Annotated in this window: 27 protein-coding genes; 14 read left to right on the top strand and 13 right to left on the bottom strand. The window is 71.7% G+C overall.

All coding sequences use genetic code 11. The features are described from left to right. Positions 1 to 105: 105 nt before the first annotated feature. On the top strand, positions 106 to 1,284 hold the full coding sequence (locus tag B7X32_RS00785) for an MFS transporter (protein WP_292714556.1): 1,179 nt from the start codon (positions 106 to 108) through the stop codon (positions 1,282 to 1,284). Between the two features lie 22 nt (positions 1,285 to 1,306). Here the strand turns inward: B7X32_RS00785 and B7X32_RS00780 are convergent, their stop codons facing one another. The 5 genes from B7X32_RS00780 to B7X32_RS00760 all read right to left on the bottom strand — a co-directional run bounded on the left by B7X32_RS00780 (position 1,307) and on the right by B7X32_RS00760 (position 6,201). Continuing rightward, complete coding sequence (locus B7X32_RS00780; RefSeq protein WP_292714553.1) at positions 1,307 to 2,188, bottom strand: hypothetical protein; 882 nt, start codon at positions 2,186 to 2,188, stop codon at positions 1,307 to 1,309. Between the two features lie 114 nt (positions 2,189 to 2,302). Beyond that, positions 2,303 to 2,773, bottom strand: coding sequence for a hypothetical protein (locus B7X32_RS00775; protein WP_292714550.1), 471 nt, complete (start codon positions 2,771 to 2,773; stop codon positions 2,303 to 2,305). Beyond that, a complete protein-coding gene (locus tag B7X32_RS00770) occupies positions 2,770 to 3,255 on the bottom strand; it encodes a hypothetical protein (RefSeq protein ID WP_292714547.1) in 486 nt (161 codons plus the stop codon). Before B7X32_RS00770 ends, B7X32_RS00775 begins: the two co-directional genes overlap by 4 nt. Further along, on the bottom strand, positions 3,233 to 5,545 hold the full coding sequence (locus B7X32_RS00765) for a hypothetical protein (protein ID WP_292714544.1): 2,313 nt from the start codon (positions 5,543 to 5,545) through the stop codon (positions 3,233 to 3,235). The genes B7X32_RS00770 and B7X32_RS00765 overlap by 23 nt, the downstream gene beginning before the upstream one ends. A 209-nt stretch (positions 5,546 to 5,754) precedes the next feature. Next, positions 5,755 to 6,201 (bottom strand): LuxR C-terminal-related transcriptional regulator, encoded by a 447-nt coding sequence (locus B7X32_RS00760; protein ID WP_292714541.1) that lies wholly within the window; start codon positions 6,199 to 6,201, stop codon positions 5,755 to 5,757. Positions 6,202 to 6,423: 222 nt separating this feature from the next. Between B7X32_RS00760 and B7X32_RS00755 the strand changes: the two genes are divergently transcribed. The 3 genes from B7X32_RS00755 to B7X32_RS00745 are packed head-to-tail and all read left to right on the top strand — an operon-like array spanning position 6,424 to position 9,766. Further along, on the top strand, positions 6,424 to 8,001 hold the full coding sequence (locus B7X32_RS00755; RefSeq protein WP_292714568.1) for a circularly permuted type 2 ATP-grasp protein: 1,578 nt from the start codon (positions 6,424 to 6,426) through the stop codon (positions 7,999 to 8,001). Next, complete coding sequence (locus B7X32_RS00750) at positions 7,995 to 8,924, top strand: alpha-E domain-containing protein (RefSeq protein WP_292714538.1); 930 nt, start codon at positions 7,995 to 7,997, stop codon at positions 8,922 to 8,924. Before B7X32_RS00755 ends, B7X32_RS00750 begins: the two co-directional genes overlap by 7 nt. Further along, entirely contained in the window at positions 8,921 to 9,766 is an 846-nt protein-coding gene (locus tag B7X32_RS00745; RefSeq protein WP_292714536.1) for a transglutaminase family protein, read from the top strand. Before B7X32_RS00750 ends, B7X32_RS00745 begins: the two co-directional genes overlap by 4 nt. Positions 9,767 to 9,869: 103 nt before the next feature. Here B7X32_RS00745 and B7X32_RS00740 read toward each other — a convergent pair whose 3' ends face one another. Continuing rightward, complete coding sequence (locus B7X32_RS00740; protein ID WP_292714565.1) at positions 9,870 to 10,511, bottom strand: DUF2461 domain-containing protein; 642 nt, start codon at positions 10,509 to 10,511, stop codon at positions 9,870 to 9,872. 10 nt (positions 10,512 to 10,521) lie between these two features. Continuing rightward, the gene (locus B7X32_RS00735) at positions 10,522 to 10,896 is read right to left on the bottom strand and encodes a TfoX/Sxy family protein (RefSeq protein ID WP_292714533.1); all 375 of its coding nucleotides are present in this window, start codon (positions 10,894 to 10,896) and stop codon (positions 10,522 to 10,524) included. Between the two features lie 141 nt (positions 10,897 to 11,037). Here B7X32_RS00735 and B7X32_RS00730 point away from each other — a divergent pair, with 141 nt between their 5' ends. Next, on the top strand, positions 11,038 to 11,604 hold the full coding sequence (locus B7X32_RS00730) for a dihydrofolate reductase family protein (RefSeq protein ID WP_292714530.1): 567 nt from the start codon (positions 11,038 to 11,040) through the stop codon (positions 11,602 to 11,604). A 78-nt stretch (positions 11,605 to 11,682) separates the two neighbouring features. Next, positions 11,683 to 11,838 carry a hypothetical protein gene (locus B7X32_RS00725; protein WP_292714527.1) on the top strand — a complete coding sequence of 52 codons (156 nt, stop codon included), beginning with the start codon at positions 11,683 to 11,685 and terminating at the stop codon, positions 11,836 to 11,838. A gap of 81 nt (positions 11,839 to 11,919) precedes the next feature. Here B7X32_RS00725 and B7X32_RS00720 read toward each other — a convergent pair whose 3' ends face one another. Next, entirely contained in the window at positions 11,920 to 12,516 is a 597-nt protein-coding gene (locus B7X32_RS00720; protein WP_292714524.1) for a TetR/AcrR family transcriptional regulator, read from the bottom strand. Between the two features lie 83 nt (positions 12,517 to 12,599). Here B7X32_RS00720 and B7X32_RS00715 point away from each other — a divergent pair, with 83 nt between their 5' ends. Together B7X32_RS00715 and B7X32_RS00710 are read left to right on the top strand one after the other, a co-directional pair. Beyond that, positions 12,600 to 12,986, top strand: a complete 387-nt coding sequence (locus tag B7X32_RS00715; protein ID WP_292714521.1) for a DUF1304 domain-containing protein — start codon at positions 12,600 to 12,602, stop codon at positions 12,984 to 12,986. 44 nt (positions 12,987 to 13,030) lie between these two features. After that, positions 13,031 to 14,068 (top strand): NADP-dependent oxidoreductase, encoded by a 1,038-nt coding sequence (locus B7X32_RS00710; protein WP_292714518.1) that lies wholly within the window; start codon positions 13,031 to 13,033, stop codon positions 14,066 to 14,068. Positions 14,069 to 14,126: 58 nt separating this feature from the next. Here B7X32_RS00710 and B7X32_RS00705 read toward each other — a convergent pair whose 3' ends face one another. Both B7X32_RS00705 and B7X32_RS00700 read right to left on the bottom strand, forming a co-directional pair. Further along, the gene (locus B7X32_RS00705; protein ID WP_292714513.1) at positions 14,127 to 14,948 is read right to left on the bottom strand and encodes an alpha/beta hydrolase; all 822 of its coding nucleotides are present in this window, start codon (positions 14,946 to 14,948) and stop codon (positions 14,127 to 14,129) included. Positions 14,949 to 15,057: 109 nt separating this feature from the next. Beyond that, the gene (locus B7X32_RS00700) at positions 15,058 to 15,921 is read right to left on the bottom strand and encodes a helix-turn-helix transcriptional regulator (RefSeq protein ID WP_292714511.1); all 864 of its coding nucleotides are present in this window, start codon (positions 15,919 to 15,921) and stop codon (positions 15,058 to 15,060) included. A 186-nt stretch (positions 15,922 to 16,107) separates the two neighbouring features. Here B7X32_RS00700 and B7X32_RS00695 point away from each other — a divergent pair, with 186 nt between their 5' ends. Both B7X32_RS00695 and B7X32_RS00690 read left to right on the top strand, forming a co-directional pair. Beyond that, positions 16,108 to 17,139, top strand: coding sequence for a Dyp-type peroxidase (locus B7X32_RS00695; protein ID WP_292714509.1), 1,032 nt, complete (start codon positions 16,108 to 16,110; stop codon positions 17,137 to 17,139). Positions 17,140 to 17,165: 26 nt separating this feature from the next. After that, complete coding sequence (locus tag B7X32_RS00690) at positions 17,166 to 17,975, top strand: family 1 encapsulin nanocompartment shell protein (RefSeq protein ID WP_292714506.1); 810 nt, start codon at positions 17,166 to 17,168, stop codon at positions 17,973 to 17,975. A 54-nt stretch (positions 17,976 to 18,029) separates the two neighbouring features. On the opposite strand, the gene B7X32_RS00685 is transcribed toward B7X32_RS00690, so the two are convergent. After that, on the bottom strand, positions 18,030 to 18,200 hold the full coding sequence (locus B7X32_RS00685) for a hypothetical protein (RefSeq protein WP_292714503.1): 171 nt from the start codon (positions 18,198 to 18,200) through the stop codon (positions 18,030 to 18,032). Positions 18,201 to 18,377: 177 nt separating this feature from the next. On the opposite strand from B7X32_RS00685, the gene B7X32_RS00680 reads away from it, so the two are divergent. Continuing rightward, a complete protein-coding gene (locus B7X32_RS00680) occupies positions 18,378 to 18,845 on the top strand; it encodes a hemerythrin domain-containing protein (protein WP_292714500.1) in 468 nt (155 codons plus the stop codon). 12 nt (positions 18,846 to 18,857) lie between these two features. Here B7X32_RS00680 and B7X32_RS00675 read toward each other — a convergent pair whose 3' ends face one another. Together B7X32_RS00675 and B7X32_RS00670 are read right to left on the bottom strand one after the other, a co-directional pair. Beyond that, positions 18,858 to 19,406, bottom strand: a complete 549-nt coding sequence (locus tag B7X32_RS00675) for a putative immunity protein (protein ID WP_292714498.1) — start codon at positions 19,404 to 19,406, stop codon at positions 18,858 to 18,860. After that, positions 19,403 to 19,849, bottom strand: coding sequence for a DUF6194 family protein (locus tag B7X32_RS00670; protein ID WP_292714495.1), 447 nt, complete (start codon positions 19,847 to 19,849; stop codon positions 19,403 to 19,405). Before B7X32_RS00670 ends, B7X32_RS00675 begins: the two co-directional genes overlap by 4 nt. Positions 19,850 to 19,918: 69 nt before the next feature. On the opposite strand from B7X32_RS00670, the gene B7X32_RS00665 reads away from it, so the two are divergent. From B7X32_RS00665 to B7X32_RS00655, 3 genes are all read left to right on the top strand, one after another. Next, the gene (locus B7X32_RS00665) at positions 19,919 to 20,662 is read left to right on the top strand and encodes a MerR family transcriptional regulator (RefSeq protein ID WP_292714490.1); all 744 of its coding nucleotides are present in this window, start codon (positions 19,919 to 19,921) and stop codon (positions 20,660 to 20,662) included. A gap of 97 nt (positions 20,663 to 20,759) precedes the next feature. Continuing rightward, on the top strand, positions 20,760 to 21,146 hold the full coding sequence (locus B7X32_RS00660; protein WP_292714487.1) for a YciI family protein: 387 nt from the start codon (positions 20,760 to 20,762) through the stop codon (positions 21,144 to 21,146). A gap of 68 nt (positions 21,147 to 21,214) precedes the next feature. Beyond that, a complete protein-coding gene (locus B7X32_RS00655) occupies positions 21,215 to 22,270 on the top strand; it encodes a DUF6596 domain-containing protein (RefSeq protein ID WP_292714484.1) in 1,056 nt (351 codons plus the stop codon). Positions 22,271 to 22,313 lie beyond the last annotated feature (43 nt).

Below are 22,313 nucleotides of genomic sequence, written 5' to 3'. Positions count from 1 at the left end.
GAGCATGCGCGTCGAGGTCCCCGCGCGCCGCGCCAGCTCGCCGATCTTCATCCTCGACCTCCCCGCTTGACCTTGACACTTATGTCAAAGTTTAGAGTCGCCGAGGTGAAGAGATCAAAGTCCTCCCTCGTTCCGCTGCTGGCGTTGAGCGCTGCGACGTTCACGACGGTGAGCGCGGAGATGATGCCGTCGGGCGTGCTGCACTCGCTCAGCTCCGCCTTCTCGATCACGGATGCGACAGCCGGCCTGCTGGTGACGGCCTGGGCGGGAACCGTCGCCCTGACCAGCATCCCGCTGGTGCGGGCGACCCTGCGGTGGCGGCGGAAGTCCGTCATCCTCGCCACGCTCGGACTGATGGCCGCCGCGAACGTCGCGACAGTGCTGGCGCCCGGGTACGGAGCGGCGCTGGCGGCACGGATCGCAGCGGCCGCGGCCCACGGTCTGTTCTGGGCGGTGGTGGTGTCCTACGCCGCCTCCCTGGTGAGCCCGGACCGTGTCGGGCGCGCCCTGTCGATCGTCCTGGCGGGCCCCACGCTCGCGAGCCTCGTCGGCCTGCCCGGCGGCTCCGCCCTTGCGCAGATCCTCGGGTGGCGCGCGACCTTCGTCGCGTTGGCGATCGCGTTGCTCGTCTGCGTCGTCGTCGTCGCGGTCGCGGTGCCGGCGGTCGGCGCCGGTTCCCCGCGAGGCCGGGCCGAGAAGTGGGACCGATCGGCGAAGCCGATCCTTCTGGTCGCCGCGGGCGGCTTCTTCGCGCTCATCGGCTTCTACGCGGTGTTCACGTTCATCGTCCCGGTCAGTGACGCCATCGCGGGAATCGATGCGGCCGCCATGCCGGGAGTGCTGCTCGCGAGCGGGATCGGGGGCCTTGTCGGAGTCCTCGCGGCAGGCCGGATCAGCGACCGGTGGCCTACCGCGGCACTGCCGATCACCGTGCTGGCGCTGGCGATGACGCTCGTCGGGATGGGCATCGCCCGCAGCCCGATCGCGTACGTGGCCCTGGTGGCGGTCCTGGGCGGCGTGATCGGAGTGCTTCCCGTCGTGCTTCAAGCGCGCGTCATGCGGGCGGCCCCGGAGCAGTTCCGCGATACCGCCGGCAGCATCCTCATCACGGTCCTGAATCTCGGCATCGGCGCCGGCGCCGCGCTCGGCAGCGCCATCTCTGCGAGCGCGTCACCGACGGCCTTGCCGTTCCTCGCCGCCGCGATCGCGGCGCTCGCGATCATCCCGCTCGCCGCACTGCCGTCGAGCAGCGCTGCGCGCCGACGTGAAGAGGTCCTCCGGTGATGCTCTTGCCGCGTCCTGCCGGCTACCACTCCCAGCGGACGCCGAGGCCGCCCGGCCCGAAGTCGCGCTGCCGGTAGTGGACGGATGGCGATCCCTCGATGTCCACGGGCCACTCGTGCTTCAGATCGCCCTCCGCGAAGTACACCCAGCAGCGGCGCGGGAGCGCACGGGGATCGAAGTTCACCCAGATGAGGATCTCCTCGAGCCGCTGTTCGGCGTAGACCTCGTAATCGTCGACGATCTCCTGCGGCGCGTCCTCCGCGCGCGTGACCTCGACCTCGGTGAGCGCCGACTCGCCCCGCATGAGCGGCCGGGGGAAGCGCAGCTGGACGCGCCGCACGTTGTGCGCCGGCTGGTGCTCCTCGTGGATGGAGCAGCCGTTGATCGCGCGGAACCGGTACGCCTGGGCTCCGTGGTCGCCATCTGTGCCCATGAAGACCGTCATGCCCTCCACTCCGTCGCGGTTGGCGACGACGAGCCGGCGGTTCCGGGTGGAGACGATCTCACGGTCGGCGCCGACGTGCACCGTCAACTGCGTCGAGACGCGGGAGATGTCGCTCTCTCCGCGGAGCTCCACGCCGTCGGCGGGATCCTGCACCGGGTAGTCGATCAGGGCGTCGAAGGGCTCGACCGGACCGAGTCGTCGCGCCGCGGGTCCCGCGACGAGCTTGGCGAGTGCTCCCGGCTCGAGGTGCAGCAGAGCCTCCAGGACGGGGAGCGCCTCGAGGGATCCGCGGCGTTCCGGGAGTCGCAGCCCCGAGCGCCAGTACGACAAGGCGGTCAGCGAGATCGGGTGGCCCCTGGACAGCAATCCGTCCCTGAGGGCGGTGAGGGTGATCCCTGAGCGCAGCATCGCTTCGCTCAGCGTCGATGCGAACGCGCTCGAGTCGGTGGGGCCTGGCATGCGACGATTCTTCCGGATCCGGCGCACTCAGAAGACCTCCTCGGTCACGGTCGGAGTTCTCGCCAGGGCGCCGGAACCGGGAGCCGCACGACGGGAACCCGTCGGCGTCGCCGCTCAGGGGGCAACGGTCACCGTCACCGTGGAGGCGAGGGTTCCGCTGGCGACGCGGAGCACGACGTCGCCCGGTCCGGTCGGGGTGAGCATGAGCGCGGCCGTCACGCCGGTCTCGTCGGTCGTCGAGGCCTCGAACCGCCCGGGGAACGCGGCAGGACCCGAGACGACCGTGAAGGTGACGTCGGCGCCGGCGATCGGCCCGTCGGCTCCGGTGAGCTCGACCACGACGGACACCGGTTGGCCGTCGAACGGCACCGGTTCGTCGGGGCCGAGCAGCCGGATCCCGGTCGGGGCGGGCGCCGTCGCGGCGCCCGCCCCCGGCGTCTCCGCACCCGGGGAGGGCGCGGCACCGGCGCGCGTCGAGGTCGGCGCCGCACTCGCGCCCCCGCCCGAGGCGGAGGCCGCGCACGCGGTCGTCCCCGTCAGGAGGAGCAGCGCCAGCGCGGCGCCGAGCACCCGCCGCGCGATCATGCCGCCTGGAAGGTGACGTTGAGCACGATGCTCGTGCCCCCGACGCTGACGATCACCGAGAACGTGCCGTACCCGAGGATGTCCAGGGGGAGGTCGGCGGATCCGCCCGCGGCGCTCGCGATGGTGATGGCGCTGCCGGATCCGCTCCAGGCCGCGATCCCCGAGGCGCCGCTGAGCGTGGCGGTGACGTCCCCCGTGTAGGGGGTGCCGTTCTTCGTGAGCGCGAGGGCGAGGGCGATCGTCTGGTCGCCCGCGTCGACGCCGAACGTCACGGAGTGACCGTCCTGGCTGACGTCGCCGTTCGCGGCGGTCGCCGTGTAGACATCCTGCGCGGACGCGGTGGCGGCGGGCACCGCCACCGCGAGCGAGACGACGGGGACGGACCACGCCGCGGCGGCGATAAGCCGGCGCCGGGACAGCGGCGCGGAGCCCTCTCCCGTCCGGTCGGTGCGGGCGGGGTTACTGGGCTGCGTAAGCGTCATAGGTGTACCCAAACGTGTTGGTTCCGGTCGCCGACGTGAACACCGCGGAGACGGCGCCGGTCGGGATGCTGGTCGTGTAGGACTTGAACGTCACGCTGACGCCCTTGTCGGTGGTGATGCCGCCGTACGTCTTCAGGCCGTACTTCGTCTTCAGCTGGATCGTGACGGGATCGGCGCCCGTGTTGTACGCGCGCACGTCGAGCGCCACCTTGCCGGTCACGGTCTTGGGCGTCGCATCCGTCCAGCCCGCGATCGACGCGCTCGCCTGGACGACGGAGACGGTCGGCAGCGGGGTGGATCCGGCGGGGTGACTCGCCGTGATGACGAGCTGCCCGGCGGCCGTCGTCGTCAGCGGCGGGACGACGGCGATGCCGTCCGCATTGGTCTTGACGGTCGCCGTCGCGGCTCCGCTGCCCGCGACGGTCGCGATCGAGCCGTCCCAGGCGAAGACGACGCTCTGACCGACGACCGGTCCGCCGCTCGCATCGGTGAGCCGCACGCCGGATCCGGACGCGGTCTGGCCGACGTTGAGCGTCACCGCCTGCCCGAGAGCCTGCGCGGTCGCGACCGCGGGGCCCGTCGCAGCGACCGTCACCGTGCCGGCGGTCGTGCTCGCTCCGGCCAAGCGGTATTCGAGCGCGCGGGCATCCGAACCGGGCACCGTGACGGGGCCGGTGTAGGGCTGCCACGTCCCGCCGCCGAGGCGGTACTCCATGGCCGGGGTCGAGGGGGCGCCCTCCGTGGTCGCGGTGAGCGTCACCACCCGCCCGGTGGCCGTCGCGCTGAGCAGCGGGGTGACCATGGAGGCCGAGATCGTGTACTGGCCGATCGAGCCGTACTCGGGCATGCCGGAGCTGGTATCGGTCTGCGTGTAGCCGGCGGTGGTGCCGTAGCCGACGCCCTCGACCGTCAGGTAGTACGTGCCGGGGCTGACATCGACCCGACCGGACGCGCTCATGCCGCTGACGTACGACCGACGGTTGCCGTCGTTGACCACGGGGGCCGGGTCGAAGGGCTGCCCGACCGGGGCGCCCGCAGCGTCGTAGACGCTGAGCTTCACGTCGAGCATCGGGCCGTACTCCGCGACGGCGGCGCTCACGTCGAGCTTGCCGGACGTCGGCACGTCGACCCGGAAGACGTCCCTGTCTTTCGCCCCGTTCGGGCCGAAGTTGCGCTCGATCACGCCCGGGACCTTGGATCCGAGCGGGAGCGCGGTGGCCGTGCCGTCCAGAGCGTTCCCGTGGTCGTCCTGCCGGAAATCGATCGCCCCGGAGTAGTAGGTGTAGACGTCGACGTGCGCCCCGGTGCCATCGCAGTCGCCGGCGGCGTTCGGGAGGTAGGCGTCGGGGTTGTCGCCGCACCAGCCGTCGTTGGCCTCCTGGCCGGTCGAGGTGACGGCCCACCGCTGGGACCTGGCCCACGAGGGGTCGGTCATGGCCGCGAGGTCGTTCTGCCCGCCGTTGGTCGCGTTCGGGTACTGCCCGTCCGTCCAGCGGTCCATGCCGATGTTGTCGGCGTTGCCCATGATCGGGGCCCAGAAGCCGGTGTTCGGCGAGTAGTAGATGTTCGTGTTCGGGCCCTCGACGTATCCGCCCTCCGGGGCGGGCTGCACGCTGCTCCAGCCCTGGTGGCCGAGGCTGAGGGTGTGACCGACCTCGTGTGCGGCGGTCGCGGCGAGCTGCCGGGCGTTGCGCGGTTCCTGTCCGACGGAGGTCGTCCAGGCGAAGTTGTCGCTGAAGTCGCCGAAGCTCTTGGAGTGGGCGACGCCGAGCGCGCCCTCGACGATGGAGAGCCCGTTGCCGCCGTCCTCGCCGAGAGAGTTCGCGGTGAAGACCGCGACGTCGCCGTATTCGGTGTCGGTCGCGCTCGTCTTCGCGAGCTGGTCGTCGCTCGGGCGGACGGTGGTCACGTTCACGTCGAACGGCGAGTAGTACTCGGCCATGCGCAGGTACACCTCGCGGCGGAGCTCTTTCGAGTCGCCGTCGACGGCGCCGAACGCGAGGGGCGTGTCGTTGCGCGCGGCGTTCGCGCGGTTCTTGTTCCACGGCGAGCCGGTGAGCGTGCCGCCGTCGAAGACGAGCCAGATCGTCTTGGGCGCGCCCGGCTTGCTGGAGAGGGCCTCGAAGTTCCCGTCCTCGGCGGAGGCCTGAGTGGTGGTGAACTTCGGGCCGTACGTCCCGTACGGACCGGGTCCGGTCGCGGCGAAGGCCATCGGTGCGGCGGCCGTCGCAAGCACGCTCGCCGCTGTGACCGCGACGCCGAGCCTGTAGGCAGCTCGTCGAATCGACATCTGGTTCCTTTCTCGGACGTGTGTGCCCGTGCGTGCGCGGAGAGACGCGCGAACGCCGTCGAGGTCGTTCTGCAGGTTCCGATCAGCGGACAGCACGAGCGGCCGTGCCCCCAGCCGGCACAGCCGTGCCCAGGTTACGAACCGATCGAGATCGCGCACATCACGCGGATCGGGTGAACCTGGGGCGCGGGGCGGCCGCGGCGGCGCGCTCACGCGAACGGATCCTGCGTGTCGTCGACGAGCAGGCCGCGCCGGATCGCCTCGTCGACGGCCGCGGCACGCGAACCGACGCTGAGCTTGCGGTAGACGGCGGTCGCCTGCGAGCTCACGGTGTTCCGGGAGACGAAGAGGCGCTCGCCGATCTGGGCCAGGGTGAGATGCGTCCGCAGAAAGGGGAGCAGCCGCAGCTCCGCGGGCGTCATGCGGACGTGGCTCGCGGCGCCGGCGGGTTCCGCTTGGGCGTCGTGCCGGGCGGGGTCCGGTGCCTCCGCGTCGGACGCGCCTCGGCCGAGACTCTCGTCGATCTCCGCGAGCAGCGCGCGCGCCGCATCGAGCTCTCCTCGTTCGATCCGCGCGTGCACGATGCGGATCCGGTCGCGGACGTGGAGGAGGAGGGCCTGCGGCGCCGGTCGCGGCGCGTTCGTCTCCCCCGTCATGACACGCAGAGTATGGGCCTGGGGATTCACACAGAGCGGGTGAGTTGTGAAGTGCGGCCTTCGGTGACGGGATTCTCTCCCCGGGGCTGCGTAGCGGCGAGGACTCGCGCCCGAAATGCGGGGGAAACACCGCAGTGCCATCCTCCGTGCATGGACACGCCTTTCGCCGAGTACTGGAGCCGACGGCATTCGGATCCCCGATCCGCGTCGCCGTGGGACGAGATGTTCGACGTGTACGAGGCGGACCAGGATCTCGCGGCGCGGGAGCCGTACCGGGCGATCCATCGCGCCCTCAGCGAGATGTCCGACGAGGATCTGCGCGGAAGGGTCGAGGCGCTCGCGGGGGCGTATCTGTCTCAGGGGGTCACGTTCGACTTCGCCGGGGAAGAGCGCCCCTTCCCGCTCGACGTCGTGCCGCGGGTGATCGCGCCCGACGAATGGCGCGATGTGGACCTCGGGGTCGTGCAGCGGGTGAGAGCCCTCGAGGCGTTCCTCGAGGATGTGTACGGCGAGCGACGGTGCGTGGCGGACGGCGTGGTGCCGGCGTCGTTGATCGCCTCGTCGAAACACTTCCATCGTCAGGCGGCGGGGATCGCCGCCGCGAACGGCGTGCGGATCCAGGTCGCCGGGATCGACGTCATCCGGGACGAGTCCGGCGGATGGCGCGTCCTCGAAGACAACGTGCGCGTGCCGAGCGGCGTCAGCTACGTCCTCGCGAACCGGCGGGCGCTCGCGCAGATGGTGCCGGAGATGTTCGCCGACATGCGGGTCCAGTCCGTCGTCGACTATCCGAACCGCCTGCTCGGCGCCCTCAGGGCGGCCGCGCCGTCCGGCGTCGACGACCCGACGGTCGTGGTGCTCACACCGGGGGTCTTCAACTCGGCGTACTACGAGCACACGCTGCTCGCACGCCTGATGGGGGTCGAGCTGGTGGAGGGGCGCGACCTCTTCTGCGCGGGAGGGCGGGTGTGGATGCACACCACCACGGGCCCGCGGCGCGTCGATGTCATCTATCGTCGCGTGGACGACGAGTACCTGGATCCGCAGCAGTTCCGCCCGGACTCGATGCTCGGCGCCGCCGGCGTCCTGAACGCGGCGCGCCTCGGGAACGTGACGGTCGCCAACGCGGTCGGCAACGGCGTCGCCGACGACAAGCTCGTGTACACCTACGTGCCGGACCTCATCCGCTACTACCTGGCCGAGGAGCCGGTGCTCCCGAACGTCGACACCTGGCGCCTCGAGGAGCCCGGCGCGCTCGAAGAGGTCCTGGATCGCCTGGAGCAGCTGGTGGTGAAGCCCGTGGACGGATCCGGTGGGAAGGGGCTGATCATGGGGCCGGCCGCGTCCCGCGCCGAACTCGACCAGGCCAGGAAGACGCTTGCGGCGGACCCGAGGGGCTGGATCGCGCAGCCGGTCGTGCAGCTGTCCACGATCCCCACCCTGATCGACGGCGGCTTCCGCCCCAGGCACGCCGACCTCCGCCCCTTCGCCGTGAACGACGGCGACGGGATCTGGGTGCTCCCCGGCGGCCTGACCAGGGTCGCCCTGCCCGAGGGACAGCTCGTCGTCAACTCGAGTCAGGGGGGCGGCTCGAAGGACACCTGGGTGCTGGAGGATCCGTCGACGCCGCGACTGTCGTCCACCCTGCGGGCGGATCGGGTCGCCGCGACCGCCGCCGCGATCCCGGCACCCTCCCCGGATCCGGTGGTCGGCCCGCTGCCGGTCCCGCCTCTCGACGACCCGCAGCAGCAGCAGCAACAACAGCAGCAACAACAACAGCAGCAGGAGGCATCATGCTGAGCCGGATCGCCGAGGCGCTGTTCTGGATCGGACGCTATGTGGAGCGCGCCGACGGCACGGCCCGCATCCTGGACGTGCATCTCCAATTGCTGCTCGAGGATCCCTGGGCCGACGAGGAGTCGGTGTGCCGCGGGGTGCTGTCCGTGATGGGCGTGCCAGACGCGGCCGGGCGGAATCCGCGGCGCGGGGACGCGCTCCGGGTGCTCGCGACGGACCGGGGCAGGGCGATCTCCGTGGCGCACTCGCTGTCCTCCGCGCGGGAGAACGCCCGCCGTGCCCGCGAGGTCATCTCGCAGGATCTCTGGGAGGTGCTGAACACGACCAGCACCCGGCTTCCGCTGCACGTGGACTTCGAGCGCTCCCACTCGTTCTTCCGGTGGGTGAGGGAACGCGCCGCGCTGACCTACGGCGTCGCGGAGACGTCGATGAGCCGGGACGAGGCCTGGTACTTCTTCGTGCTCGGGCGCGCCCTGGAAGCCGCGGACATGACGGCGCGGCTGCTCGTCTCCGCGTCGCGTGCCGAGGACGGCAGCACGATCAACTGGATGACGCTGCTGCGCAGCTGCGACGCGTACGACGCGCACCTGCGCGTGCATCGGGCCATGCCGACGGGGACCTCGGCGACCGAGTTCCTCCTGGTCGATCGGCACTTCCCGCGGTCGGTGCTGTCCAGCGTCCTCCGTGCGGAGGAGAGCCTGAGACGGATCGGCCAGGGATCGCCGCTGCTGCCGCCCGATGCGGTGGGCAGGGCGATCGGCCGCCTCCGGTCGGAGCTGGAGTACCGCCCGGTCGCGGAGCTCGTCCTCCTGCTGGAGAGCAGCATGCGCCACGTGCAGGACAGCGTCTCCACGATCAGCAACGCCGTGCAGGAGCAGTACTTCCCGTCCATCGCCGCCCCCGTCTGGACCGGGGAGGCGCTGTGACCAGGCTCAGGATCGTGCATCGCACGGGATTCCAGTACGCGTCGCCGGTGACGGCGTCGTACAACGAGGCCCGGATGCTGCCGCGGACGCAGGACCGCCAGCTCGTGCTGCAGGCGCGGGTCGAGACCAGCCCGGCGACGAACCCCAGCACGTACAGCGACCACTGGGGCACACCCGTCACGGCCTTCGAGGTCCTCAGCCCGCACGAGCAGCTCTCCGTCGTGGCGACGAGCGTGGTGGAGACGCGGGCGGCGACCGTCCCCGGTCCTGGGCTCGACTGGGCGCAGCTGCTGCACGCCGCGCGGATCTCGCTCGAGGTCGCGGAGATGCTGATCCAGACGGATGCCACCGAGCCCGACGAGCAGATGCGCATGCTCGCGAGGAATGCCCGCGGGGAGCATGACGACGTCGACGGCGCGGCGACAGCGATCTGCCGCCTCGTCGGCGAGGCCATGACGTACCGTCGCGGCGTGACGGGGGTGAACTCGACCGCCCGTGACGCGTGGCCCGCCCGTGCCGGCGTCTGCCAGGACATCGCGCACGTGACGCTCGGGATGCTCCGTGCCGCCGGGATCCCGGCCCGCTACGTCTCCGGCTACCTGCACCCGGACGCGGATCCGAAGGTGGGGGAGACCGTCACCGGGGAGTCGCACGCGTGGGTCGAGTGGTTCTCGGGCGGCTGGCGCGGCTACGACCCCACCAACGTCGTCGAGATCGGCCCGTCGCACGTCTTCGTCGGCGTGGGCCGCGACTACGCGGACATCGCGCCGCTGCGCGGTGTCTATGCCGGATCCGGCGCGTCCGACATGTTCGTGTCGGTCGACATCACCCGCCTGGAATGACCGCGGCGGAGCGGATCCCGAGGGCGGCGGGTCTTCCCGGGCGCGAGGCGATCATCCGGGCGCGGGTCGCGGACCGGCGCTGGGCCGCGTCGTCCGCCGGCTCTCAGCGACGCCCTTCCCTCGCCGTAGGGCCGACGTTCTCGTCGAGCCACCGCACGAGCGGGCGCGCGGCGCGGAGCACCGCGACCACGTGGTCCGCGGCCTCGGGGGAGTGCAGCCAGGGCGTCGTCGGATCCCAGTGCTTCCTCGCGACGAGGTCCTTGTTCCGTAGGAGCTCGATGCGCGGATGGTCCTTCGGATATCCGCGGGGAGCGGTGGCGAGGCGATCGTGGGAGGTGACGTCGATGCCGGATGCCTCGAGGCTGCCGATGATGGCCTCGAGGCGCGGGCCCGTCTCATCGTCGGCGACGGCCGAGCGCAGACGCGTCAGCTGGTCCGCGGCCAGCATGTGGCAGCCGGCACCGGTGCCGAGTCCGCGGGCGGAGAACTCGACGTAGCCCTGACCGAGCATGGCCCCGATCGACGTCTTGTACGGCGACTTGTCGGCGCTGAAGCGGATGTCGCGGTTCGGGCGGAAGATCCGTCCCTCGCCGAACTCGGCGGACAGGTCGTCCAGCAGGGCCTGCATCGGCGCGAGGACCTCCGCGTCGTAGACCGCGCGGTTCCTGGTCCAGTAGTCCTTGGTGTTGTCGGCTTCGAGGCCGACGTAGAAGGCGCTCGCGCGCTCCGACCACCCGGGGAACATCGCGGCCACCTCAGGCCTTCTTCCGCGGAGCGCGGGCCTTGGGCTGCTTGGCGGGCAGGCGCCCGACCTGCTCGAGTGCGGCGGCCACCCACTCCGCAGCCCGCTCGTGGTCGCCCCGCCATTCGGCGGGCAGCGCGAGATAGCCGCCCATCGGCCGTTCCGCGGGTCCGAACGGGCCCACGCCGGGAACGGCTCGCAGGGCGCGGAGAGACTCTTCGTCGACGAGGCGCACGCCGAGGTCGTCGCCGAAGAGCCCGGCGAACATGTTGCCGTTCACGAAGGCGCCCAGGTTGCCGAACATCGGCTTGACCTCGACGCCCGGCGCCGTGGGGATGACGGTGCGGAAGAACTCCTTGGCGTCCTCGGACGGTCGCGGGATCTGCATGGCTCTGTTATCTCATGTTCGGCGGGGGAGCGTAACCCGCGGATGCCTTCCGTGCGCGCCGTCTCCGGCCTAGACTCCTGCGCGAAGCCTCCGCATCGCACCGGAGATCCTCGGCGCCCCGGCGGAGCTGAAGGAGAAGACATGCAGACCCTGACGATCGACTTCATCTGCTCCCTCGACGGCTACGGCGCCGCGGAAGGCTGGCCCGGCCTGTGGGGGATGGGCGGCCCGGAGTACTTCGAGTGGCTCGGCTCAGCGCCGGACAAGGACTATCCGATCCTCATGGGCGCGACGACCTATCGGCTCATGTCGGCGTTCGCCGCGGGAGGGGAGGAGGGCGTCGGCGTGCTCGACGCGATCCCCAAGTACGTGTTCTCCTCCACCCTCGACGAGCCGCTGACGTGGGAGAACTCGACCCTCGTCCGCGATGACGCCGTCGACTACGTGCGACGGCTGAAGGAGGAGTCGGATCGCCCGCTGCGTACCCTCGGCAGCATCGCGCTCTGCCGCGCCCTGCTGAACGCGGGACTCGTCGACCGCTATCGCGTCGTGCTCTTCCCGGTGATCACCGGCGCGACGGGGCAGGACCGGATCTTCGAGGGATACCCCGATGTGCGCCTCGATCTCGTCGAGTCGCGCACGTTCGACGGTCGTCTGCAGCTGCTCGAATACGTCCCCACGGTGCTCGAGGGCCCGCCCGGGCGATGAGACCCGTGCGCCGCGGGGCGGGGAGGCGCATCCTGGACTCAGGAGCGCGCGGCCGCGCGCGACGGCGAGGAGGACCGCATGGGCCACGACAAGAACGACGAGCTGCGCGAGGACCGGCAGGAGCAGGAGGAGCGCCGACAGCATCGCCGCGACGAGACCTTCGAGGAGACCGGCGGCGTCGACGACGAGGGGTCGCAGGACGAGCGCCGCGAGGAGGGCCTCGACAGGCTGTGAGCCTCCCCGCACGGTGAGCCCGGTGGGGGAGGGCCGTCCCCTGCGGTGATCCGCTCCGGAGCGCGCGGTCGGCGGGCGGGGTCAGCGGACGGCGTCGGCCTCGACGGTGAGGAGCCCTGCCGCCGTCTCGATGCTCTGCGCGGCCTGGGCGGGATCGATGCGGGCGAGCGCGAATGCCGCGACGACGAGGTTCGTGACCGCGTCGGCGAGCTGCGGCTCGTCGGCGGCGCGTCGCGTGCCCTGGCGCGCGCGGATGCCCTGCGCGATCGCGTCGTGCAGTTCCGTCCGGTAGTCCGCGATCACCCGGGAGACATGCGGATCGCGGGCGATCGGCGCGCCCGCCGCGTTGATGAGGAGGCAGCCGTTCGACGCCGGCATCGAACCCAGGTTGCGGAAGGCGCCGTGGAGTCCTCGCAAATAGTCGACGATCGCCTCGGGTGCGACGACATCGGCCTTCAGCGGCTGCAGCCGAGGACGGACGACTTCGTCCAGGTAGCTCTGCACGGCGGCGTCGAAGAGTCCCCGCTTGGAGCCGAAGGCGTTGTAGATGCTGGATCGGCTGAGTCCGGTCGCCGCTTCGAGGTCGGGGATCGAGGCGCTCTCGTAGCCGGCGGTCCAGAACAGCGTGCGAGCGGCGCGGATGACCGTGTCGCGGTCGAAGCCCTGCGTGCGTGCCATGCCTGCTTCTTTCTGTAATGACCGATCCAGTATATATTGGACAGGTCGTTACAGAATAGATCCTCACGAGAAGGAGTACCCCCATGGTGATCGCAGGCCTGATCCTCGCCGGAGCGGCGGCCCTCGTCCACGTCTACATCTTCGTCATGGAGTCGATGGCATGGACCAGCCCCCGGGTGCGCGCGACCTTCGGCATGAGCGAGGACGAGGCGCGTGCGACGAAGGCGATGGCCTTCAACCAGGGCTTCTACAACCTGTTCCTGGCCCTGATCGCGGTCGCGGGCATCATCGGCGTCCTCGTCGGCGCGTCGGCGCTCGGTGCCGGGCTCGTGTTCGCCGGCACCGGCTCGATGGCCGGCGCCGCGCTGGTGCTGCTGCTGTCCAGCCCCGACAAGCGGTCGGCCGCACTGAAGCAGGGGCTCCTCCCCGCGGCAGCCGTCCTCGCCCTGGCGATCGGCCTCGTGCTCTGAGCCGGCCAGGCCCCACCGACCCCTCCCTCCAGAAAGAGAGTTCCATGTCCACTGCTCCCAGCACTCAGATCCAGCTCGTGAAGCGCCCCGTCGGATGGCCGACGCCCGACGACTTCCGCACCGCGGAGGTGACGTACGGGGATCCCGCGCCGGGTGAGGTGCGCGTGCGCAACGAGTTCGTCTCCGTGGATCCGTACATGCGGGGCCGGATGAACGACGTGCGCAGCTACGTGCCGCCCTTCGCGCTGGGCGAGACGATCACCGGCGGCGCGATCGGCCGAGTCGTCGCGTCGAACGCCGACGAGCTGCCGGTGGGCACGGCCGTGCTGCACCAGCACGGCTGGGCCGACGTGGTCCAGGCCGAGGCGTCCTCGTTCCGGGCCGTCGATGAGATCCCCGGCGTCTCCTCCTCCCTGCGGCTGCACATCCTCGGGATGACCGGGCTCACGGCGTACGTGGGCCTCACGGCGATCGCCGGGATGAAGCCGGGGGACACCGTGTTCGTCTCCGGTGCGGCGGGCGCCGTGGGCACCGCGGTCGGGCAGATCGCGAAGCTCCTCGGCGCCGGGCGGGTGATCGGCTCGGCGGGCAGCCCGGAGAAGGTCGCCCTGCTGACCGAGAAGTACGGCTACGACGCCGCGTTCGACTACAAGGACGGCGACGTGAGGGCGCAGCTCGCCGCGGCGGCACCGGAGGGCATCGACGTGTTCTTCGACAACGTCGGCGGGGATCACCTCGAGGCGGCGCTCGACGCCTTCAACGACGGCGGGCGGGCGGCTCTGTGCGGGGCGATCGCCGGCTACAACACGACCGATCGCACTCCGGGCCCCGACAACCTCGCGAACGTCATCACCCGGGGCCTGATGCTCAAGGGCTTCACGCTCTCGGCCTACCTCGGGCTCGCGCCCGAGTTCCAGGAGAAGATCGCCGCGTGGTTCGCCGCGGGCCGGATCGCCTATGACGAGACGATCGTCGACGGCATCGAGAACACGGTCGACGCGTTCCTCGCCATGATGCGCGGCGCGAACACCGGCAAGATGCTCGTGCGCATCGCCCCGGCCGAGGCGGAGTCGACCGCCTGAGCGCCGGAACGGATGCCGGGTGGCGAGGAGCGGATCCGCTCCTCGCCACCCGTCGACCTCACTCCGCGAAGAACGCGAGGATGTCGTCGTCCAGCGCGACCTGGTAGTCGCCCCAGATCCCGTGCGAGGCACCGGGGTAGACCTTCAGGGTCCCCTGGGAGACGAGCGTGATCGCCTTCTCCGCCGCGGCCGCGATCGGGACGATCTGGTCGTCGTCGCCGTGCGCGAGCAGGATCGGGACGTCGAGGGCCTGCAGGTCCTGGGTGAAGTCGGTCTCCGAGAAGACCTTCACGCAGTCGTAGGCGGCGTTGAGGGCGGCCATCATCCCCTGGCGCTGGAAGTCGTCGACGAGCCCCTGCGAGCGCTTCTCCGGCTGGTGGTTGAACCCGAAGAACGACTCGGCGAGGTCCTTGTAGAACTGCGAGCGATCGTTGAGCACGCCCGCGCGGATGCCGTCGAACACCTCGAGCGGAGTGCCCTCGGGGTTCGTCGCCGACTGCAGCATGATCGGGGGCACCGCCCCGGCCGTCGCGACCTTGGACACCCGCCCGGCGCCGCGGGTGGCCGCGTAGCGGACGACCTCGCCGCCTCCGGTGGAGTGGCCCACGAGGAGGATGTCCTGCAGGTCGAGCTGCTCGGCGAGCGAGGCGAGATCGGCGACGTAGGTGTCCATGTCGTTGCCGTGGTAGGTGCGGGACGAGCGGCCGTGACCACGGCGATCGTGCGCGATCGCGCGGTATCCGGCGTCGGCGAAGATCTTCAGCTCCTTCTGCCAGGCGTCCGAGCTCAGCGGCCAGCCGTGGCTGAAGATGACGGGGCGGCCCTCGCCGAGCTCCGTGTAGTAGATCTCGGTGCCGTCGGGCGTGGTGATGTAGGGCATCGTGTGTCCTTTCCTGGGGAGGGGGTGCGGCCTGCGGCGACGAGGTCGACGCAAGTCCGCGACCACACGATATGCCCGGACGGAACGAGGGAGGGAGGCCCGCGCAGTACTACCCTCCGGCGGACGGTCCCTCTCGCCGGGGCGGGGTGGTGATCGGTTCTGCGGAGAGCGGGACGGATGCCGCGAGGCCGGCGAAGAGGGTCTCCGCGATCCCGCCCGGAGGGGCCGAGAGCACGGTGAGCTGGTAGCCCGCGAGGCTCCGCACGGCGAAGTTGTGCGCATCGATCGCGACGTCGCCGAAACCCTCGATGGCGATGTGGAAGGTCGTGTCCTCGGGGCCGGAGACGTCGTGCCGTTCCCAGATGCGGACGAAGTCCGGATCGGACGAGAGCTCGCGGACGAGCTCGGCCAGTCGCGGCGAGTCCGGATGCGCATCCCTGCGCAGGGTCGCCACGGCCGAACGCGTCATCGCCTCCCACTCCACGAGGGTGCTCTTCATACGCGCGTTGAAGAGGGCGGCGACCTGATTGGATCCCACGGCGAGTCCGCCGTGCCCGAGGGCCGCGGCCAGGGCGGTGGAGGCGACGATGTCCCGATGCGGGTCGGAGATGTACGCCGGGGTGCGGTACCAGCGGGAGAGCGTTCGGGCGATGCGCTCCGTGATCTCCGGGCTGGGGGCGCTCCTCATCGGCGGGTGGCCGGCGACCAGCCGCTGCAGGTGCGCGACCGACTCCTCGTCGAGGCGCAGCGCGCGGGCGAGGGAGGAGAGCACCTGCTCGGACGGGCGCCCCACGCGCCCCTGCTCGATGCGCAGGTAGTACTCGGCACTGATGCCGGCGAGTTCCGCGACCTCGAGACGCCGGAGCCCGCTGACGCGTCTCCCTGGCTGCCTGACGAGACCGACCTCCTCCGGCTGCACGACGCCGCGCCGTGCGCGCACGTAACGGCCCAGGGCGTTCAGGGAGTCGTTCACGAAGGTCCTCGGTCGGGGGAAGGGGCCAGGCCCATTGTCGGTCACCTCGCTATGTCGGCCGGGCATGTCGGCGTCCGGCGCGACCGCGCCGCGGATGACCTCCGTCCCCGCGGAACTTGAAGCGGATGCCCGCCCGTGACAGGCTGACCGTGCGCCGCCGACGCGCGCGCGGAGGGGACGGATCCGGTGGTCACACAGCAGGTCGTCGCACCACCCGCGCGCGCCGCTCTCTTCCTCGTGCTCACCGTGCGCGAAGGCAGCGAGGAGGTCGTCCGCGACCTGCTCGCCGACCTGTCCGGGATCACCCGGTCGGTGTCGTTCCGCACCCCGACCGACCACCTGGACGCGGTGCTCGGCATCGGCGCGCTGCTGTGGGACCGGATGTTCGGCGCACCGCGACCGAAGGGGCTGCACCCCTTCGAGGCGCTGCACGGCCCCCGCCACGTCGCGCCCGCGACGCCGGGGGACCTGCTCCTGCATGTGCGCGCGCACCACATGGACGTGTGCTTCGAGCTGTGCCGCCAGGTCGTGGACCGACTCCGCGGTCATGCCGATGTCGTCGACGAGACGCACGGCTTCAAGTACTTCGACGAGCGCGACCTGCTCGGCTTCGTCGACGGCACGGAGAACCCGGAGGGATCCGCGGCCACGGCGGCGGTGCTCATCGGCGACGAGGATCCGGATTTCGCCGGCGGCAGCTACGCCATCGTGCAGAAGTACACGCACGACCTCACCTCCTGGGGCGAGTTGCCCGTGCACGAGCAGGAGCGGGTCATCGGCCGCAGCAAGCTCGAGGACATCGAGATGCCCGATGCGGTCAAGCCCGTGAACTCGCACGTGCACCTCAACACGATCGTGGACCCGGACGGCACCGAGCGGCAGATCCTCCGCAGCAACATGCCGTTCGGCGAGCTGGGCACCGGGGAGTTCGGCACCTACTTCATCGGCTATGCGGCCGATCCGGATGTGATCGAGCGGATGCTGCGGAACATGTTCCTCGGCGACCCTCCCGGCAACACGGACCGGATCCTGGACTTCTCCACCGCACGCACCGGATCGCTCTTCTTCGTGCCAACGGTGGACTTCCTCGACGACGTGCCCCCGGGGCCGGGGCCCGCCGCCTCCGTGGACCCCGTGGTCACGGACGACGGCGACGCCGTCTCGGCGGAGCCGGCCGATCTGGGCATCGGCGGACTTCGCGGATCCGGCGAGAACTGACGGTCAGACAGCGAAAGGTCGCAGACATGGACAACCTCCACCGCACGCTCGCGCCGATCTCCTCGGCGGCATGGGACCAGATCGACGATGAGGCGCGCCGCACCTTCATCACCCGGATCGCCGGGCGCCGCGTCGTCGACGTGCCCGCACCCGGCGGCACGGCGCTGTCGGCCGTCGGCACGGGGCACGTCGAGCCCATCGACTCTCCCGCCGCCGCCGCCGCCGCCGTGCAGGCGCGGCGACGGCAGGTGCAGCCGCTCATCGAGCTGCGTGCTGAGTTCACCGTGACCCGCGCCGCCGTCGACGACGTCGATCGCGGCGCGCAGGACTCCGACTGGCAGCCGGTGAAGGACGCGGTGGAGGCGCTCGCGACCGCCGAGGACACGCTCGTGTTCGCCGGTTCCGCGGCGGCGGGGGTGCAGGGCATCGTCGCGAGCAGCTCGAACGCGCGCATCCCGCTCGCGGCCGATCCGCGTGAGCTGCCGGCGGCCGTCGCCCAGGCGCTCACGGCGCTCCGCACGGTCGGTGTGCAGGGTCCGTACGCGCTGCTGCTGTCGGCCGAGCTCTACACCGCCGCCTCCGAGACGGTCGATCACGGCCACCCCGTGCACGAGCACCTGCAGCGGCTGGTCGGCGACGACGGCGCCATCGTGTTCGCGCCCGCGCTCGACGGCGCGATCGTGCTCACGATGCGCGGCGGCGACTACGCGCTCACGCTCGGCCAGGACGTCGCGATCGGCTACCTCTCGCACGACGCGGACGGGATCCGGCTCTACGCGCAGGAGTCGCTGACGTTCTCGGCGTACACGTCCGAGGCGAGCGTCGTCCTCGGCTGAGGAGAGCGTCTCCGATGACGACGGTTTCGGACGCCGGATCCGGGTGAGCCCTGGTCAGCGGCGGACGTCGCCGGCGTCCGGCTCCTCCTGCTCCTCGAGCTGCTCGTCGGGCTCGAACGAGGCGTCGTCCGTCTCGCTCTCCTCGACCGCGGCGGCCGCCTGCTCCTTCGCCTCCGCGAGCGCCGCCTCCTCGCGCTTCTCCTCGCGTCGCTTCTCTCCGAACATCGCATCTCCTCTGCGTCCGGTGGCTCCGCTGTCACCCTACGCCCGCCGCCCACGGGCGTCGCGATCGCGCCGGGTACACTGGCCCGAGCGTCGCGTGCCGGTGGCAGACCGTGTCAGGCATGGAGGCGCCGGATGGAAGGAGCGTGACGATGTTCTCGTCCCACCCTTCGCTCTCGCGTGACTGAGCGCGAGACGACCAGGCTGATCGCCTGGAGCAGCGAACTCCGACAGGCGCACGCGCGATTGCGCGAAGCCCTGCGCATCGTGCGCGCCGAGGTGCACGGATCGGATCCGCCGGCACGGGGTCGCGACCTGCTGCTGCACTGCCGCGGATTCTGCACGGCCCTCGACCAGCACCACCGGGGCGAGGATCGAGCCCTCTTCCCGGCGATCGAGGCCGCGCACCCGGAGCTGGCTCCCGTGCTGCGCGCGCTCACGGAGGATCACGCGATGATCGACGTGCTGCTGACGGCGCTGGCCGCGGCCGCGGAGGGCGGAGTCCCCCCGGAGGACCTCGAACGCCACCTCGACGGTGTCGGAGCGATCATGGAGAACCATTTCGCCTTCGAGGAACGGCAGCTGCTCGGTGTGCTGGAGGCGCTCGCACTCGATGCCGATCCGAGGGACGTCCTCGGCAGGCTCTGACCCTGCGGCGCCTCAGCCCAGTGCCGCCTGAAGCGCGCGGATGTTCGAGCCGAGCTCTCCGGAGGCGAGCAGGCCCCGCCCGAGGGGGCCCGCGTCGTCCGTGCCGATCGGGGGCAGCAGGCGCAGGGCGGCCGCGACCTCGTCGGACATCCGGCCGCGCTGCCAGGCGAGCTCGGCCGCGACCGCCGCCGACCGATCCCCGGCGGTCGCAGCGGTTGCGCCGGCCGCGCGGGCGGCGTAGGCCGCGGCCCCCAGGGCGTGCGCTCCCATGTGGGCGACGCCCGCCGCCTGCGCCGCGGCACGGGCGGCGGACACCGCCCCGACCGAGGAGACGGCGTGCGCGGCGCGGCCGGCGACGAACCGGCGCCGGATCTCTCCCGCGGCGTCGAGCTCGCCGCGGGAGAAGGCCCGCGCCCGGGCGATCGCGTCGTGGGGGCGCTCGTCGTCCGGCGCCTCCGCCTCGAACAGCCACAGCACATGCTCGGCGCAGCCCGCGGCCCGCTCCGCCACGAGGCGACGGTCCTCTTCGGACAGCGCCTGCGCCGAGAGCGCTCGGCTCATCGCCCGCCCCCGCCCCGGCGCTCCGTGCGGGTGCGTGCGGCGTCGTGCGCCTCGCGCAGCAGCGCGAGGACCAGCGCTGCCGTCCGGGATCCGGGGTTCACCGCACTTACCCACCCGGCGTCGCCGTACTGCGGGTGCGGTGCGAGGGCGTCGCTCGCGGCCGGATCCTCTCCGAGCGGAAGCTGAGCGGCGCGCTCCCGCCCGACATGGATGTTGACCCGGAAGCGATCGGGCGCATCCAGTGCGGAGGCCCTGTCGTCGGGATAGTCCTTCGTGACGATCGTGCCGTAGGGCTGGGTGCGCTCCGGCACGGCGCCGTCCGGCGCGTAGTAGAAGAACGCGTCACCCCACGCGATCTCGGGAAAAGGCCCTCCGGGCTCCGGGGCGAGGACGAGGACGCCGTCGAACGCCCTGACATGATCCACGATCTGCTGCATCTCCATCCCTCCATCGTGAGGTTGACGTGCTTATGTGGACTTATGCACCCGGAAGGCGCGGATCTATCGGACGGGATGGTCACCAACCCTCCAGAGCTCTTGTCCACGACGGACGTCGGGCGGCTCGCCGGATACTCCCCGCAGCAGGTGCGCGACCTCGAGCGGCTCGGCGTGCTCCCGCCCGCATCGCGCGCCCCCAACGGCTACCGTCGCTACGGCGCCCGCCACGTGGTTGCGGCCCGCGCGTATCGCGCCCTGGCCGCCGCGATCGGTCCGGTCGCCGCGAGGACCCTCCTGCCGGCGCTCGCGGAGGGCCCGGTCGACGCCGCGGCCGCCCGCATCGACGAGCTGCACGGCGACCTCGCCCTCGAGCGCCGCAGGGTGCACGAGGCGCTCCGCGCGCTCGACACCGTGCTGATCGAGGCCGCGGAGGACTTCGACGACCGCGACGCGATGACGATCGGCGAGCTCGCCCAGGCCCTCGGCGTGCGCGCCTCCGCGCTTCGGCACTGGGAGCGGGAGGGGCTCGTCCGCACGACGCGCTCCGGCGGCTCCGGCGGCTCCGGTGCCAGGAGCTACGGCGCGCTCGCCGTGACCGAGGCGCGGATCGCCGCTGCCCTCCGTGCCGGCGGATACGGGATCCCCGCGATCCGGAGCATCCTCCAGGAGGTCCGCGCGCACGGGAACCGCGGCGATGCGCAGCGGATCCTGCAGCAGCGGCTCGCGGATCTCACCCGCCGCAGCGTCGCCCTGCTGGCCGCGGCGGGTCTGCTGCACGAGCTCCTGGAGTCGATGCCGCCCTGGCCGCACGGGGAATGATCCTCGCCCTCCCGATCCGCGCCGCCGCGGAGGAGGATGTCGATCGGCGGATCCTTCGATCGTCACCATGATGTCGATACCTACGAAAGGACGGATCATGCGTTACACGCTTCTGCTGCAGTACCCCGAGATGAGTGCCGAGGAGCTCGGACCGGAGGTGCTCGCCGAGGGCATGCGCGCCTTCGACGTCTATGCCAAGGCCCTGGACGAGGCGGGCGTGCTGCGCAGCGCCGAGGTGCTGCACCCGTCGACCGCGACCACGACCGTGCGCGTGCGCGAGGGCCGGCCTGTGATCCAGGACGGGCCGTTCGCCGACACCAGGGAGCAGCTCGGCGGCAGCTTCGTGATCGAGGTGGACGACCTCGACGCCGCGATCGCGTGGGCCGCGAAGGCGCCGTCGGTCGAGTGGGGCGCGGTCGAGGTGCGCCCTGTGGCGACGCGCTTCGCGGACGGCGCGTGGCAGGGAGCCTCACCGGTCCGGTAGGCGCATCCGGTCGCGGTGCCGATCGCCGCGACGGAGACCCGCCGGATCCGAGAAAGCCAGGAGGCGACATGAGCACGGCCGAGGAGGCGCGGACCGCCACCGAGCGCGCGGTCCGCGCCTCCTACGGGCGGCTCGTCGCACTCCTCTCGGCCGGGAGCGGGGATCTCGCGCTCGCCGAGGACTGCCTCGCCGACGCCCTCGAACGTGCGCTGCGCACCTGGCCCGATGTCGGAGTGCCGGACAACCCGGAAGGATGGCTGCTCACCGTGGCCCGCAACAGACTGCGCGACGTGTGGGGCTCCGCGGCGCGCCGCACGAGCGCCCCGCTCGACGACGCCCTGGGCGACGTCGATCCCGGCATGGACGTCGCCGCCCTCGTCGAGCGCGGCGAGGCGATCCCCGACCGGCGCCTCGAACTGCTGTTCGCGTGCGCCCACCCCGCGATCGACGAGGGCATCCGCACGCCGCTCATGCTGCAGGCCGTGCTCGGCTTCGATGCCGCCCAGGTGGCGCGGGCCTTCGACGTCGAGCCCGCGGCCATGGCGCAGCGTCTCGTGCGGGCGAAGCGCAAGATCCGCGACGCCCGGATCCCCTTCGCCCTTCCCACCCGGGCCGACATGCCCGCGCGCACGACCGCCGTGCTCGAGGCGATCTACGGGGCCTACGCGCTGGACTGGCTGGACCGGCACGACGACGTGCGCACCTCGCTCGCCGATGAGGCGCGCTGGCTCGCCGTGCTCACCGCGACCCTGCTCGACACGCACCCGGAGGCGTGGGGGCTGGCGGCGCTGCTGACGCTCGCCCAGTCCCGCGCGCCCGCGCGCACCGGCGATCCCTGGCCCGCGCTGGACGAGCAGGATCCTGCCCTGTGGGACCGCGCGCTCATCGCGGAGGGCGAGGCGCTGCTGCACCGTGCGGCGAGGCTCGCCGGCGTCGCCGGGGGAGCGGAGCCCGGGCGGTTCCAGCTCGAGGCGGCGATCCAGTCCGTGCACTGCGACCGCGCTCGCACCGGCGTGACCGACCGGGCAGCGCTGCTGCGCCTCTACCGCGGACTCGTGCGGATCGCCCCGACGCGCGGCGCGCGGGACGCGCTCGCGGCGGTCGAGGGGCGACGCGAGGACTAGGCCCGGCCGTCGGGCGCCGCGGTGACCGCGACTGGATCCACAC

This window comes from Microbacterium sp. 13-71-7, assembly GCF_002257455.1.
GTDB lineage: Bacteria > Actinomycetota > Actinomycetes > Actinomycetales > Microbacteriaceae > Microbacterium.
Note: the sequence above shows the minus strand (reverse complement) of the source record. Positions and strands in the feature narration are given on the sequence as shown.

Coding starts and splice junctions, on each gene's coding strand:
- B7X32_RS00780 (WP_292714553.1), bottom strand. CDS start 2,188: ATGCCAGGCCCCACCGACTCGAGCGCGTTCGCATCGACGCTGAGCGAA.
- B7X32_RS00775 (WP_292714550.1), bottom strand. CDS start 2,773: ATGATCGCGCGGCGGGTGCTCGGCGCCGCGCTGGCGCTGCTCCTCCTG.
- B7X32_RS00770 (WP_292714547.1), bottom strand. CDS start 3,255: ATGACGCTTACGCAGCCCAGTAACCCCGCCCGCACCGACCGGACGGGA.
- B7X32_RS00765 (WP_292714544.1), bottom strand. CDS start 5,545: ATGTCGATTCGACGAGCTGCCTACAGGCTCGGCGTCGCGGTCACAGCG.
- B7X32_RS00760 (WP_292714541.1), bottom strand. CDS start 6,201: ATGACGGGGGAGACGAACGCGCCGCGACCGGCGCCGCAGGCCCTCCTC.
- B7X32_RS00755 (WP_292714568.1), top strand. CDS start 6,424: ATGTTCGACGTGTACGAGGCGGACCAGGATCTCGCGGCGCGGGAGCCG.
- B7X32_RS00750 (WP_292714538.1), top strand. CDS start 7,995: ATGCTGAGCCGGATCGCCGAGGCGCTGTTCTGGATCGGACGCTATGTG.
- B7X32_RS00740 (WP_292714565.1), bottom strand. CDS start 10,511: ATGTTCCCCGGGTGGTCGGAGCGCGCGAGCGCCTTCTACGTCGGCCTC.
- B7X32_RS00735 (WP_292714533.1), bottom strand. CDS start 10,896: ATGCAGATCCCGCGACCGTCCGAGGACGCCAAGGAGTTCTTCCGCACC.
- B7X32_RS00730 (WP_292714530.1), top strand. CDS start 11,038: ATGCAGACCCTGACGATCGACTTCATCTGCTCCCTCGACGGCTACGGC.
- B7X32_RS00725 (WP_292714527.1), top strand. CDS start 11,683: ATGGGCCACGACAAGAACGACGAGCTGCGCGAGGACCGGCAGGAGCAG.
- B7X32_RS00720 (WP_292714524.1), bottom strand. CDS start 12,516: ATGGCACGCACGCAGGGCTTCGACCGCGACACGGTCATCCGCGCCGCT.
- B7X32_RS00715 (WP_292714521.1), top strand. CDS start 12,600: ATGGTGATCGCAGGCCTGATCCTCGCCGGAGCGGCGGCCCTCGTCCAC.
- B7X32_RS00710 (WP_292714518.1), top strand. CDS start 13,031: ATGTCCACTGCTCCCAGCACTCAGATCCAGCTCGTGAAGCGCCCCGTC.
- B7X32_RS00705 (WP_292714513.1), bottom strand. CDS start 14,948: ATGCCCTACATCACCACGCCCGACGGCACCGAGATCTACTACACGGAG.
- B7X32_RS00690 (WP_292714506.1), top strand. CDS start 17,166: ATGGACAACCTCCACCGCACGCTCGCGCCGATCTCCTCGGCGGCATGG.
- B7X32_RS00685 (WP_292714503.1), bottom strand. CDS start 18,200: ATGTTCGGAGAGAAGCGACGCGAGGAGAAGCGCGAGGAGGCGGCGCTC.
- B7X32_RS00675 (WP_292714498.1), bottom strand. CDS start 19,406: ATGAGCCGAGCGCTCTCGGCGCAGGCGCTGTCCGAAGAGGACCGTCGC.
- B7X32_RS00670 (WP_292714495.1), bottom strand. CDS start 19,849: ATGGAGATGCAGCAGATCGTGGATCATGTCAGGGCGTTCGACGGCGTC.
- B7X32_RS00665 (WP_292714490.1), top strand. CDS start 19,919: ATGGTCACCAACCCTCCAGAGCTCTTGTCCACGACGGACGTCGGGCGG.
- B7X32_RS00660 (WP_292714487.1), top strand. CDS start 20,760: ATGCGTTACACGCTTCTGCTGCAGTACCCCGAGATGAGTGCCGAGGAG.
- B7X32_RS00655 (WP_292714484.1), top strand. CDS start 21,215: ATGAGCACGGCCGAGGAGGCGCGGACCGCCACCGAGCGCGCGGTCCGC.